The organism is Pseudophaeobacter sp. (assembly GCF_048267565.1).
GTDB lineage: Bacteria > Pseudomonadota > Alphaproteobacteria > Rhodobacterales > Rhodobacteraceae > Pseudophaeobacter > Pseudophaeobacter profundi.
In genome coordinates, this window is record NZ_JBLWXG010000006.1 from 34486 (window position 1) to 49284 (window position 14799).

Sequence of the window (14799 nt, forward strand, 5' to 3'; positions counted from 1 at the left end):
CCCATGGCCCAGCTGCTAAAAGATATTTTTGAGAAACCCGTTGATCGCGCCATTGACGGCGTCATCAAGGCCGACGACGAGGCAAGCCTTCGCGTCGAACTCGACGAGTACGTCATCACAGGGGAGATCGGCCAACGGCTGGAACAGTTCCTCGAGGCCTACAACAATTATGACACTTCAAATGGCGTCTGGATCTCTGGCTTCTTTGGCTCTGGTAAGTCGCACTTGCTGAAGATGCTGGCTCTACTGCTTGAAAATCGTGAAGTCGACGGCAAAACCGCTCACGAGATCTTCGCTGAAAAGCTCAAAGGCGAGCCAATGCTGGCAGGCGCACTCAACAAGGCCGTTTCCATCCCGTCGAAATCGATCTTGTTCAATATCGACCAGAAGGCAGATGTGATCTCGAAAACGGATGTAGATGCGCTTCTATCTGTCTTCCAAAAGGTCTTTGACGAAGCCTGCGGATTCTATGGCAAACAGCCTCATATCGCGCAATTCGAACGCGACTTGCAGGGGCGTGGGCAATTCGAGGCATTCAAAGAAGCTTTTCGAAGCGCTGCCGGTAAAGACTGGGAACGCGGTCGAGAACAGGCGCTGCTCGAAGCCAAGAATATTGCGACAGCGTTTGCAGAAGCAACCGGTGGTGATCCTTCAGATGCAAAAGACATCCTGAGCCAATACCGGAAGGACACACGCGTCTCGATTGAGGACTTCGCTGGCACAGTCAAAGCTTGGATCAATGACCAGCCCAAGGGTTTCCGGCTCAACTTCTTCGTTGACGAAGTCGGCCAATATATTGCGGACAATGTAAAGCTCATGACCAACCTGCAAACCATCGCAGAGAGCCTTAACACCAAATGCAAAGGGCAGGCTTGGATCATAGTAACTGCGCAGCAAGACATGGCGTCGGTTATCGGCGACATGACGCAACAGCAAGAGAATGACTTCTCCAAAATTCAGGCCCGCTTCAGCAACCGTATGCCGCTGAACTCGGCCGATGTCGCCGAAGTGATCCAGCGCCGCCTCCTCGCCAAGACGTCGGAAGGGCAAGTGACGCTTGGCAACCTTCATGACCGCGAAGAAAACAACCTCAAGACCCTGTTCGATTTTGCTGACGGCTCGATGAAGCTCAAAAACTACCGGGATCGCGAACACTTCATCTCAAGCTATCCTTTCCCCCCCTATCAGTATGACCTCTTTCAAATGGCGATCACGTCTTTGTCGGAGCACAACGCATTTGAAGGCAAACACAGCTCGGTCGGCGAGCGGTCGATGTTGGGCGTTTTCCAAGAGGTCTCGAAGAAGCTGAAAGACAAAGAAGTCGGAGGGTTGGCCACTTTCGATCTCATGTTCGAAGGGATCCGCACCGCGCTGAAATCTTCGGTTCAGCAGAGTATTCAGATTGCCGAAAAAAACCTGGACGATCCGTTCGCCGTTCGGGTCTTGAAATCCTTGTTTCTCGTCAAATACGTCAAAGGCTTCAAACCGTCGGTTCGAAACATCGGAATTCTGCTCCTGTCAGAGTTTGAGGCGGACCAGACGAGCCAACGCCGCAAGATCGAGGAAGCATTGAGCCGTCTGGAAAGGGAAACCTATATCCAGCGGAACGGTGAGGTCTATGAGTTCCTCACCAATGAGGAAAAGGATGTCGAAGCGGAAATCAAAGCCCTCGACATAGACCCTTCTGAGCTCTCGAAAGAACTCGAAACCCTCGCATTCGATACCATTCTGCGTCATCGCAAGATCAAGCATCTCGCAACGAACAGCGAATATTCTTTTACCCGGAAGCTTGATGATCACGCGGTTGGTCGCGAGTACGAACTGGCAATCAATCTCGTTTCGCCCCTCAGCGACGAGGTTGAAAGCCCCGATGGCATTCGAATGAAAACTATGTCTCGGGAAGAGCTCGCGGTTGCCATGAAACCAGATGCCAACTTCGTCCGCGACCTGATCCTGTTTAAGCAAACGGACAAGTTCATCCGTCAGTCCCGCAGCGGTTCTCCGCAGCCGGGCCGCGACCGTATCGTCGCAGAAAAAGGAGAACAAAACGGCCGCCGCGCAAAGGACCTTGAAATGCGGCTTCGCAAGTTGATGGGAAGCGCCCGACTTTTCGTCAGGGGTGACGAATTGGAGATCGGTGGAGAGGATGCTCAAGAGCGCATTAGCAAGGCGTTCCAGTCCCTGGTCGACAAAGTCTACACCAATCTCCCGATGCTGCGCGGCGTCAGTTATAACGAGGCCGATATCAACAAAGCGGTGCAGTCCGAAAGCGGGCTCTTCGGTTCTGACGGCACAGGTATCAACGAAGCCGAACAAGACGTCCTCAGCTTCATCAACGCGCAGGCACGCAACGGGGTAAAGGTCTCCGTCAAATATCTGGCTGATCGGTTCACATCCAAACCTTACGGTTGGCCAATAACCGCAGTCCTTTGCCTTGCGGGTAGCTTGGTCGCCAAAGGAAAGATCGAAGCGCGCGTCGACAGCGCGATAAAGGAAGGGCTGGATCTCGCCAAGGCGTTGAACAACAGTCACGCGCTTCCGAACATATTGCTGACCCCGCAAACGGAATTTTCCGCTGCCGAAATTCGTCGGGCGAAGGAACTTTATCAGGAGCTCTTTGCGCACCCCTCATCGGGAACTGATGCGCGCAGTTTGGGTGCGGAATGGGCTACAAGCATTGATGCGCTCGAAGCCGAGGTCGACGGGCTTGTTCGCCAGTCGCACCGCTACCCTTTCCTGACCGCGCTCGAGCCGTTCCATGAACTGCTGCGTGGCCTGAAGGGCAAACCGGCGAACTGGTATATTTCCGACGCGCCCAAGCGCGAGGATGACCTTCTGAACGCGAAAGAGGATATCCTGGACAAGGTAAAGTCCTTCATGGGTGGCGCGCAAAAAGGTATCTACGACGATGCCCGCGATATGCTCGCTAGCCAATCTGCCAACATCGACTATGTCGATCCTGATGCTGGGGCGAAGCTGCGCGCTGCATTGGAGGATCCGGGCTGCTTCAAAGGCTCAATGATCCAGAACCTCAAATCCGACCTGTTTGATCTGAAAAACAAGGTCGAACTCAAGGTGCTTGAGGAACGCAAAGCCGTCATCGCAGAGGTGGAAGACGTTTCAGCTAAGATCGCACAAATGCCGGACTTCCAGGCACTCGATCCGGACAAACAGGCCCGCATCACCGCGCGCATCGAGAGCCACAAGGCAGGTCTTGATACGGTTACGCTGATCCCTGTGCTGCGTGACCGTGCCAATGGCGCGCGCACCAACCTGCTGTCGGACGTTGTCACTGAACTCGACCGCCTCGCGCGCCCGACACCTGCGCCTGAGCCGCAGCCCGGCATGTCGGACCGGCCAGCGCCCGCACCGCAACCTCCGACAACGGTCCTCGCCTCGCAGCTGAAAGTCGCAGCCCCCAAGACGCTGCTGACCGATGAGGCCGACGTCGACCAGTACCTTGAAGAAATGAAAAAGACCCTGCTGGCCGAAATCCGCGCGGGTAAGAAAGTAATTGTGTAATGATAGCCAATCTTGAATTCGAGAACTTCACCGCGTTCGAAAAACTGGATCTTTCTCTTTCCCCTCGAGTCAACGTTATTATCGGGTCAAACGGGACTGGGAAAACGCTTCTATTAAAGGCTATCTATGGCTTAGGCCTAATCGCCGGTGATAGATATCCTGATCGCTCAGACGAAGGTTTCGCGGCCTCAGCATCAGGGAAATTCCTCAGCGTTTTTTCAACTGAGGACGACAAGGTGGGCACCCTCTCTTCCAAAGGGGCTCAATCGCGAACCCGGCTGCGACTGGTGAACAGCGATGACTCCGCCGTAGAGGTAACTTTCGGTGCGAGGTCTCAATACTTAGATTTTGCCTCAGACGCCGTGAACCCCAAGTCTGCCGACACGCCTGTCTACATCCCGACTAAAGAGGTGCTTTCCTTGGTTCGTGGCATTCGCCACCCGAAACATGACCGCGCTACTGTCGAGATGATTTTCGATGATGGCTATGTGAATCTTGCGGAACTTCTTGTGCAGCCTGGCTGCGACGAAAAAACATCTGATCTCCTCGAAGATCCGAGGCTCTCGAATGTAATTCGCGATCTGGTTACTCTGGTGGGGGGACGCTATCGCGCAAAAATTGACGGCGGCTTCGAGTTTCAGCCCGGGCGGTATGAAGAAAAAGCCAAGCCGACGACGGACGATGGTGAGGGTAAATCCAAAGCTCAAATCGCGAAGGCATATCAAGATTCGACCCAGACCAGATTTGTTTCGAGTGACGTTCAGGCTTTCCCAACTGGAATGACTGCTGAAGGATACCGCAAGATCGGTGTTCTTCACCGCTTGCTATGTAACGGATCGATCAGTCCTGGCAAAACGGGGGCCCTTCTATGGGATGAGCCTGAGTCGAACCTGAATCCGAAACTGATGAAGAAGCTGGTTCAGGTCCTATTGGAGCTTTCCCGTAACGGACAACAAATCATTCTTGCTACCCACGACTACGTGCTTCTGAAGTGGCTAGATCTTCTTACGGACGAAGGGAAAGAAGACCATATACGTTTCCACGCGATTTTTCAGGATCCCGCCACGCAGAAAATGAGCGTCGAAAGCGCCGACAGCTATGCGCTTATTTCCAAGACAGCCATCTCGGACACCTTTGCTGAACTCTTCGATGAAGACATGGCTCGTGCGCTCGGAGCGTCGAGCCCATGAAGCTGTACAGAGCCGAGAATAATGCTGATCTCGAGTTTTCGTTTCCAGATGAAGCGATATGGGATGAACTTGATAAACAGGGGGTGAAGCTCCCGGTTCAAATGAAATTTGTCGATCTCGTTATCGAACGAGAGAACGACATTTTGCTTGTTGAAATTAAGGATCCTTCGAACAAGAGAACTCCACCTGATGAGCGAGCGAGATATTTCAAAAGGCTTTCGGACAATTCGATTCTAACTCAAGAATTGACACCGAAGGCACGCAGTTCATATACGTTTTTGCATTTGATGGAGCGCGACACTAAACCGCTCAAATACGTCGTTCTCATCGGTCTCGATGCCTACGATCCGGTTCAACAGAAGGCATTGCTTACAGGCTTCAAAGATCGCCTTCTAGCCGATATTCGATGCGAGACAGACACCCCCTGGCGACGGCAACACATAGCTGATTGTGTGGTGGTGTCCGTTGATATCTGGAACAAAACATTCGCCGATTGGCCCGTAGCCCGGATTGCCGAAGCGACTGATATTGCGGAGGCCATCGACTGATGGATACCACAAAGCTTAGAAAGTTCGCCCAATTTGCGCGGAGCACTTTGATTGATCAAGTCGCCGCAAGGATGGACGCCGTCTTGAGCGACGGCTCAAGGGCTCGACGAGAACACCCGAAGGCGTTCAAGAAACTTGAGGCATTGGTCGCCAAACATGGACCAGAGCACGTCGTCGAAAAGGTGGCCTATGTCTGGTTCAACAGGTTCACCGCTTTGCGATACATGGATGTGAACGGTCTCTCTCCGGTTCGCGTTGTGTCTCCGTCCGTTGGTCAATTTCAACCTGAGATACTTTCGGATGCGAAATCAGGGAGTATCAACGAGCAAATCGTTTCCGATCTCACCCGGCAAAAAGTTCTAGGCTTGTTGGATGGGCGTATCGACAGTCCCGACCCTCAAAGCGAGGCGTACAGATTGCTTGTGGTTGCGGCATGCAACTACTGGCATGAGGCCTTGCCGTTCATGTTCGAGCGCATCGACGACTATACCGAACTGCTAATGCCTTCGGACCTTCAGTCCAACGCTTCGATCCTCGCCTACCTGCGTGAGGCGATGACACCTGACGTGTGTGAAGACGTCGAGATCATCGGCTGGCTTTACCAGTTCTATATCTCCGAGAAGAAGGATCAGGTCTTCGCGGGCCTCAAGAAGAACCAGAAGATCACGGCCGAGAACATCCCCGCCGCGACACAGCTTTTCACCCCGCATTGGATCGTCCGCTACCTGGTGGAGAACTCGCTGGGGCGGCTCTGGCTGCTGAACAATCCGCACAGCGGGCTGGCGGCCAAGATGGACTATTACATCGCACCCGAAGAGCCCGAGACGGACTTCCTGAAAATCACCAAACCCGAAGAGATCCGCATCTGCGATCCCGCCGCAGGCTCGGGGCACATGCTGACCTATGCCTTTGACCTGCTCTACGCCATCTACGAGGAAGAGGGCTATGACCCGACAGAGATCCCCGCGCTGATCCTGACCCACAACCTGACCGGGGTAGAGATTGACGACCGTGCGGGGGCGCTGGCCGCCTTTGCCCTGGCGATGAAGGCAGCGGGCAAGCTGGGGCGGCGGCGGTTTTTGCGGATGGAGGTGAAGCCCGACATCTGCGTGTTGCAGAACGTGAGCTTTACCGATGCCGAGATGCAGGACGTCGCCGCCGTGGTGGGCAAGGATCTGTTTACCGATGAGCTGCGCGAGACGCTGGGACAGTTCGAGCAGGCCAAGAACTTCGGCTCGCTTATCGTGCCGAAACTGCGCGATCCGGCCGAGACGCTGCGGGTGGTCGAAGCGCGGGATTTCGGCGGTGACCTGTTGCTGAAGGAGGTGCAGGAGCGCGTCATCGCCGTCCTGCGCATGGCCGAGGCGCTGTCGCCGAAGTATCATGTGGTGGTGGCCAACCCGCCGTATATGGGTAAGGGCAACATGAATCCCGAGTTGGTAAACTTTACGAGAAAGGCTTTTCCTTCAAGTAAAACAGACCTCTTTGCGATGTTTATGGAGCGAGGTTTGGGCCTGGCGAAATCCAGCGGCAACATGGCAATGATAAACATGCAGGCATGGATGTTTATCTCATCTTACGAGAAGCTGAGAGCAAAATTACTGTCTGATCATACCATTCTCTCCATGATCCACTTGGGGGAGCGCGCTTTTGATACGATCGGAGGGGCGGTTGTCTCAACGACTGCTTTCGTTTTCCAAGCAAAAACGCGACGTGAAGCGCTTTCCGAATTCGTTCGATTGACCGAAGGTCGGTCTGAAGGACAGAAAGACGAAATGCTTCGGCACGCCATCTCCGACCGCTCCTCTGACATTTTCTACATATCCTCACCGCTGGACTTTGTGAGTATCCCCGGCGAGCCAATTGCATACTGGCTTTCGGAGAGCTTTCGCAGCTTGTTCAAAGAAAATGACTGCTTAGGTGACAAGGTTGAAGCCGGAAATGGTCTGCAAACCAATGACAACGATCTCTACCTACGTCAGTGGCATGAGGTGGGAAACCGGAGCCTTGGCGCGGGAATTTCGGACCGCGAAGCCGCTGCCGCCTCTGGCAAAAAGTGGTTCCCGTATAATAAGGGCGGCGAATTCCGGCGTTGGTACGGAAACGATGACTTCGTAATCGATTGGCAGGACGACGGAAAAAGTATCAAAACAAGAAAAAAGAACGACCTCGCAGCTGGCCGCATAACAGCGAACAATTCAAAATGTTGGAATGAGAAGTTCTATTTTGAGCGTTCAGTTAACTGGTCGGACGTGACGACCGGAAAGAACTCCTTTCGATATTCGAATGGGTCGCTCTTTGACATTACAGCGCCGTCTGCATTCCCAGCGGGTGAATACACCGAGTGGTTTCTGCTTTCTTTCCTGAACTCGGGACTTTGTGGCGCGCTTAACTCCGTACTAAACCCTACTTTGCACTTCAATGTTGGTAACTTTAGAAACCTGCCAGCCTTAGCCGACAGCGTCCAAGTGAACGCCGCCGATATGAAGAGACTCGTCGAGCTTGGCAAATTTGACTGGGACGCCTACGAAACCTCTTGGGATTTCACCACGCTCCCGCTGCTCTCGCCCGACCATCGCGGTGAGACGCTGGAGGGCAGCTACGCCACGCTCCGCGCCCATTGGCAGTCCATGACGGATGAGATGCAGGCCCTTGAGGAAGAGAACAACCGCATCTTCATCGATGCCTATGGTCTGCAGGACGAGCTGACCCCCGAGGTGCCGATCGAGGAGATCACCCTGACCTGCAACCCCGCCTATCGCTATGGCGTGAAAGGCACCGAGGCCGACCGCGAGGCCCGCCTGCGCGCCGACACCATGGCTGAGTTCCTGCATTACGCCGTCGGCTGCATGTTCGGGCGCTACAGCCTCGACGAACCGGGCCTGATCCTCGCCAATCAGGGCGAGCGGCTGGAGGACTACCTCGCCACCCTTGAAAAGAATGGGGTGCCCGAGCCCAGCTTCATGCCAGACGAAGACAACGTCATCCCCGTGCTGGACGAGAACTGGTTCCCCGACGACATCACCGAACGCTTCCGCCTGTTCCTGCGCGTGACCTTCGGCGAGGCGCATTTCCGCGAGAACCTGAAGTTCATCGAGGACTCTCTGGGCAAGGACATCCGCAAGTATTTCACCAAGGATTTCTACGCCGACCACGTGAAGCGCTACAAAAAGCGCCCGATCTACTGGATGTTTTCCAGCCCCAAGGGCACGTTCAACGCGCTGATCTACATGCACCGCTATCGAGCCGACACAGTGTCCGTGCTGCTCAACGACTACCTGCGCGAATTTATCACCAAGCTGGAGGGTGAACGCGTGAATGAACAAAAAAGATCTGATGATCCGACTGAGACCAAAGCTAACCAAACAAAGGCACTGAAAAAAGTCAGCGTATTGTCCAAGCAGATCAACGAACTGAATGAATGGGAACGCGAGGTGATCTTCCCACTCGCGCAGCGGAAAATTGAGATCGACCTCGATAAAGGGGTGAAAGCAAACTATCCGGAATTCGGGTCAGCCCTGAAGAAGATCACGGGGCTCAACTGATGGATACCAACGCGCTCAAGAAGTTTGCCCAGGCCGCCCGCAACCTGCTGATCGATCAGGTCACCTCCAAGCTCGACGTCGTGCTGGCCGAAGGCAGCGCCGCGCGGCGGGAGGCCCCCAAAGCCGTCAAAGACCTCGAAAACGCCATCGCCAAAGCCGACAAACAGCAGGTCATCGAACAGGTCGCTTACACGTGGTTCAACCGCTTCACCGCCCTGCGCTTCATGGATGCGGGCGGCTACACGCCGGTCCGTACCGTCTCCCCAGCTGACGGCGCAACCCGGCCCGAGCTGTTGTCAGAGGCGATGGCGGGCAACCTACCGGACGGTGCGCCTGCCACTATCCAATCCCTCCTCGACGGGCGCACGCCGTCCCATGACCCACAGGCCGAAGCATACCGCCTCCTGCTCGTCCACACCTGCAATCAGTGGCACGGCCCCATGCCGTTCCTGTTTGAACAGATCGACGACTACACCGAACTGCTGATGCCGGAGGATCTGTTGTCGCAGACCTCGATCCTCGCCGAACTGCGCAAGGTCATGACCGAAGACGCTTGTCAGGATGTCGAGATCATCGGCTGGCTCTACCAGTTCTACATCTCGGAGAAGAAGGATCAGGTCTTCGCGGGCCTCAAGAAGAACCAGAAGATCACGGCCGAAAACATCCCCGCCGCGACGCAGCTGTTCACACCCCATTGGATCGTCCGCTACCTGGTGGAAAACTCGGTGGGGCGGCTCTGGCTGCTGAACAAACCGCACAGCGGGCTGGCGGCCAAGATGGATTATTACATCGCGCCCGAAGAGCCCGAGACGGACTTCCTGCGCATCACCAAGCCCGAAGAGATCCGCATCTGCGATCCGGCCGCAGGCTCGGGGCACATGCTGACCTATGCCTTTGACCTGCTCTACGCCATCTACGAGGAAGAGGGCTACGACGCGACCGAGATCCCCGCGCTGATCCTGACGCACAACCTGACAGGGGTGGAAATTGACGACCGCGCGGGCGCGCTGGCGGCCTTTGCGCTGGCGATGAAGGCGGCGGCCAAGCTGGGGCGGCGGCGGTTCCTGCGGATGGAGGCCAAGCCCGACATCTGCGTATTGCAGAACGTCAGCTTTACCGAGGCCGAGATGCAGGACGTCGCCGCCGTGGTGGGCAAGGATCTGTTCACGGACGAGCTGCGCGAGACGCTGGGGCAGTTCAAGCAGGCCAAGAACTTCGGCTCGCTGATCGTGCCGAAACTGCGCGACCCGGCCGAGACGCTGCGCGTGGTTGAGGCGCGAGATTTCGGCGGCGATTTGCTGCTTAAGGAGGTGCAGGAGCGCGTCGTCGCCGTGCTGCGCATGGCCGAGGCGCTGTCGCCAAAGTATTATGTGGTGGTGGCCAACCCGCCGTATATGGGCGGGAAAGGGATGAATGGGGACATTTCTGACTACGCCAGATCCAACTATCCTGATAGTAAATCAGACCTCTTCGGAATGTTCATGGAACGCAGTCTAAAGATGTCGATGCATCACGGCGCAGCGGCTATGATAAACATGCAATCTTGGATGTTCCTTTCGTCTTTTGAGCGGTTGCGGGCAAAAATTCTTTCGAATTCCACCATTCTTTCGATGGCCCATCTAGGGGAACGTGCCTTTGATACTATCGGTGGTTCGGTTGTGTCGACAACAGCGTTCGTAGTTGGAAACTTCAATGATGGAAATCACAAAGCGGACTACATTCGCCTTGTAGACGGTGAGTCCGAATCTGAAAAATCTGCACAACTCAAGAACGCAATTCTCGATCCAAGCTTGCCATACTTTTATCGGGTGAGTAGCCAAGAATTCCTATCAATTCCTGGAATGCCGATTGCGTATTCAGCGGGCAAGAAGCTTCGCGCAACTTTTTCTTTTCCAGAAATGATTGGTGAAGTTGCCAAACCTCGGCAAGGGATGGCTACAACAAATAACGATAGGTTTTTGAGATACTGGAGCGAAATCAGCATAGATCGAGCTAGTTTTGAATGTCAGTCAGGGGAGGAGGCTGAAAAGTCTGGTGCCAAATGGTTTCCTTACAATAAGGGCGGACCTTTTCGAAAATGGAGCGGCAATTTCATATACTTAGTGAACTTCGAAAACGATGGCAAAACAATCTGCGATTATATCGACAACACGGATGGTGCTCGAGTTGGTTCCAACGGACGAGTGATCAATAGAGAGTATTATTTCAAGCCAGGAGTGACTTGGTCTGACATAAAAGCAGGAGGTTTCGGAGCAAGGCTTTGTCCTCATGGGTTTATCTTTGATGTAAAAGGCTCATCCGGTTTTCCGGCTTCTGAAGAGCGTCTGTCTGTGTTGGGTCTACTTTCTAGCAAGCTGGCTGAGGAATACATTAATGTTTTGAACCCCTCAGTAACTTTTCAGGTCGGCGATATCGCTCGTATTCCATATGAAGCAGTGGATGTTGGTACAGTTGTAACACGGCTCGCCGACCTCGCAAAATCCGACTGGGACGCCTACGAAACCTCGTGGGACTTCACCGCGCTCCCGCTGCTCTCGCCCGGTCATCGCGGTGAGACGCTGGAGGAAAGCTACGCTACTCTCCGCGCCCACTGGCAGGGCGTGACGGATGAGATGCAGCGGCTGGAGGAAGAGAACAACCGCATCTTCATCGAAGCCTATGGTCTGCAAGACGAGCTGACCCCCGAGGTGCCGCTGAACGAGATCACCCTCACCTGCAACCCCGCCTATCGCTATGGGGTGAAGGGCACCGAGGCCGACCGCGAAACCCGCCTGCGCGCCGACACCATGGCCGAGTTCCTCAGCTATGCCGTGGGCTGCATGTTTGGGCGCTACAGCCTCGACGAACCGGGCCTGATCCTCGCCAATCAGGGCGAGCGGTTGGAGGATTACCTCGCCCGCATCCCCGAGCCAAGCTTCATGCCGGACGAGGACAACGTCATCCCCGTGCTGGATGGCGACTGGTTCCCGGACGACATCACTGAACGCTTCCGCCTGTTCCTGCGCGTGACCTTCGGCGAGGCGCATTTCCGCGAAAACCTGCGGTATATCGAAGACGCGCTTGGCAAGGACATCCGCAAATACTTCACCAAGGATTTCTACGCCGACCACGTGAAGCGGTATAAGAAGCGCCCGATCTACTGGATGGTCTCTTCCCCCAAGGGCACGTTCAACGCGCTGATCTACATGCACCGCTATCGCGGCGACACGGTGTCGGTGCTGCTCAACGACTACCTGCGCGAGTTCATCACCAAGCTGGAGGGCGAGCGTGCGAGGCTTGAAAAGCTGGCCGATGATCCGACGGCGACGCAGGGCCAGAAGACCAAGGCGTTGAAGGATGTGGCGGCGGTGGCCAAACAGATCGACGAGCTGAACGAATGGGAACGCGACGTGATCTTCCCGCTGGCGCAGCAGAAGATCGAGATCGATCTGGATGACGGGGTGAAGGCGAACTATCCGAAGTTCGGCACCGCGCTGAAGAAGATCGCGGGGCTGTCATGACTGACCGGATCAAGACGGGCCTAGAGCGGCTGTTCATCGATCAGCGGATCGTCTTCTGGTACGACGCCGCGCGCGACATGCGGACCGAATATGACGCTGTGGATCTGCCGGGTGTGGAAAAGGTCGAGATCGCGAATAACGAGTTCGGCCTGAAGTACCGCATGCTGAGGCAAGAGCCGAAACAGAAGTTTCTGGTCTTCCAGGACGGCCCCGCGCCCGAGATGGCCGACAATTGGCTGCTGGATCTCTATTTCGCCTGCGGCGTCTTTAAGGCCGATCAAGCGGCGATCTGGCTGGCCGAACTGGGCTTGCCGCTGCAGTTCGAAGACGTGGTGCGCGACCACATGGAGTTCTACCGTGCCAAGGGCCGCATCGAGGCGCTGAAGCAGATGATCAGCCCATCTGATACGAAGACCGATGTGCTGCGCCGCATGCTGGCCGTCTGCGCCGGGGCCGAGGGAGCCTTGGACACGGTGATCGAGGAGCTGCTGGCCGAGCTCGCGGACGAGCGCGACGATGCGATGCGCCTGATGGAGCGGTCCGGTCTGACAGAGTTCTTCTGGAAGCAGGTCGAGAATGCCTATGGCTATGTCAGCGATGCGCCTGACTTTGAGGATTTCGCGATCACCCTGTTCCAGTCCTGCTATGCCCGCGCCTTGGGCGAAGATGGCAAGCTGAACGGCGAAGCGCTTCTTGTCTTCCGCCGCTGGAAGAACAACCGGCTGGGGGCGAAGGCGTTTGAAACGCTGAGCGGGAAGTACCAGGAAATCCTGCGGATCCCAGAAGACGTGCAAGAGCGAGACATCAAGGCCTTGCGTGCCATCGACCATTTTGAAGAGATCGACCGGCAGATCATTCGCTCTCTGGTGCGTGAAATGGCGAGCCAGACGGTATCGTCGGCCGAGGTGCTGAAGACCGTGCGAGAGCGGCGGCAAAGCCATTGGTATCCGACCTATGAGGATATTTATCAAGCCATAGGCTATGCCACAGAATTCCAGCAGGCGTTAGCCGAGGCGAACCTGACCATGACCTCCCCCGCCGAGGGGGTTAAGCGCTATGTTTCGCACTGGTACAAGATCGACCAGCTCTACCGCAAATTCATCTATCATATGCAAAAGAGCGGTCAGGCCTCGCTGCTTAGCGCGTTGTTCGAGAGCGTAGAAAACCGCTACACGACCAACTTCCTTCAGGTCGTCAATGATACCTGGCAGGATCAGATCGCTGGACTGAGCGATTGGAAGATCTCGGGCTTTGCGCATCAGACCGATTTCTATATGGACCAGGCCGCCGAATTCCGCCGCCGCGATCAGAAGGTGGTGGTGATTATCTCAGACGCATTGCGCTATGAGGTTGCAGAAGAAGCGCTGCGCGAGATCCGCAAGCTGAACCGGTTCGACGCCGACCTAAAGCCGATGATTTCAGCGCTGCCCAGCTATACACAACTCGGCATGGCTGCGCTCTTACCGAACAAGGATCTGGAGCTGTCGGAGGACGGCAACGTGTCTTCGTTTGGCTTGCCTACACAGGGAACCGCAAACCGCGAAAAGGTTCTGGGCATGGGGCGTGCCGGAGACCGTGCCAAAGCCATGAAGGCCGATGAATTCATGAGCTTGAAGGCGGACGACGGAAAAGAGGTGTTCCGCGATCATGACATTCTCTACCTCTATCACAACAGGATCGACATCGTTGGCGACAAGCTCGCCACCGAGGAACGCGTGACAGAGGCTGCAGAGGTCGCTGTCGAAGATCTGACCAAACTGGTCCGCAAGCTCACAACCGCCAACTTTTCCAACATTCTTGTGACGGCCGATCACGGCTTCATCTATCAGCACCGCGCGTTGGACGAGACAGATTTTTCGGTAGCGGTTCCTGCTGGTGCGGAAATCCTTATTAAAAATCGTCGATTTATCATTGGGCGAGACCTTGATGCGACATCTGGAATGAAGAAGTTCTCATCCGCAAATTTGGGTCTATCAGGTAACTTGGATGTTCTACTGCCCAATTCGATCAATCGTATGCGCGTCAAGGGGGCGGGAAGCCGGTTTGTGCATGGCGGGGCCACGCTTCAAGAGGTCATTGTTCCCGTACTCCGCGTTGGTAAACGACGCGAAGCCGATGTCGAAAAAGTTGAAGTGCAGATCATCGTAACTGGAAAAAGCCTGATCTCTTCCGGCCAAACAGCGGTCACTCTCTATCAAACACAGCCGGTTTCAGAGAAACAGCAACAACGTGATGTTCTTGCTGGGATTTACGCTTCGGACGGCACGCTCATTTCAGATGAGCACCCGCTGACCTTTGACTACACCTCGCAAAATGCGCGCGAACGGGAGCTGCCCATCAAGTTCCTGCTTTCTCGCGATGCTGATCGGTTCAACAACCAGGACGTCTTTCTCAAGCTTCGCGAACGTATCGGCAAGACGAGCCACTTCGAGGATTACACAAGCCACCGTTTCCAACTGCGTCGTGGCATATCGACAGATTTCGACTTTTAAGG

General features: G+C 55.2%; 6 protein-coding genes. All 6 read left to right on the forward strand.

All coding sequences use genetic code 11. The features are described from left to right. The first annotated feature begins 3 nt into the window (after window positions 1–3). Genes brxC through pglZ form a run of 6 tightly spaced genes read left to right on the forward strand, consistent with a single transcriptional unit; the run spans window position 4 to window position 14797 of the window. Window positions 4–3522 carry a BREX system P-loop protein BrxC gene (brxC, locus tag ACN0VH_RS14145; protein WP_417700949.1) on the forward strand — a complete coding sequence of 1173 codons (3519 nt, stop codon included), beginning with the start codon at window positions 4–6 and terminating at the stop codon, window positions 3520–3522. Further along, the gene (locus ACN0VH_RS14150) at window positions 3522–4712 is read left to right on the forward strand and encodes an AAA family ATPase (protein WP_417700950.1); all 1191 of its coding nucleotides are present in this window, start codon (window positions 3522–3524) and stop codon (window positions 4710–4712) included. Before brxC ends, ACN0VH_RS14150 begins: the two co-directional genes overlap by 1 nt. Continuing rightward, window positions 4709–5260 carry a hypothetical protein gene (locus ACN0VH_RS14155; protein WP_417700951.1) on the forward strand — a complete coding sequence of 184 codons (552 nt, stop codon included), beginning with the start codon at window positions 4709–4711 and terminating at the stop codon, window positions 5258–5260. Before ACN0VH_RS14150 ends, ACN0VH_RS14155 begins: the two co-directional genes overlap by 4 nt. After that, a complete protein-coding gene (gene pglX, locus ACN0VH_RS14160) occupies window positions 5260–8805 on the forward strand; it encodes a BREX-1 system adenine-specific DNA-methyltransferase PglX (protein ID WP_417700952.1) in 3546 nt (1181 codons plus the stop codon). Before ACN0VH_RS14155 ends, pglX (ACN0VH_RS14160) begins: the two co-directional genes overlap by 1 nt. After that, a complete protein-coding gene (gene pglX, locus ACN0VH_RS14165; protein WP_417700953.1) occupies window positions 8805–12305 on the forward strand; it encodes a BREX-1 system adenine-specific DNA-methyltransferase PglX in 3501 nt (1166 codons plus the stop codon). Before pglX (ACN0VH_RS14160) ends, pglX (ACN0VH_RS14165) begins: the two co-directional genes overlap by 1 nt. Then, window positions 12302–14797, forward strand: a complete 2496-nt coding sequence (gene pglZ / locus ACN0VH_RS14170) for a BREX-1 system phosphatase PglZ type A (protein WP_417700954.1) — start codon at window positions 12302–12304, stop codon at window positions 14795–14797. The genes pglX (ACN0VH_RS14165) and pglZ overlap by 4 nt, the downstream gene beginning before the upstream one ends. Window positions 14798–14799 lie beyond the last annotated feature (2 nt).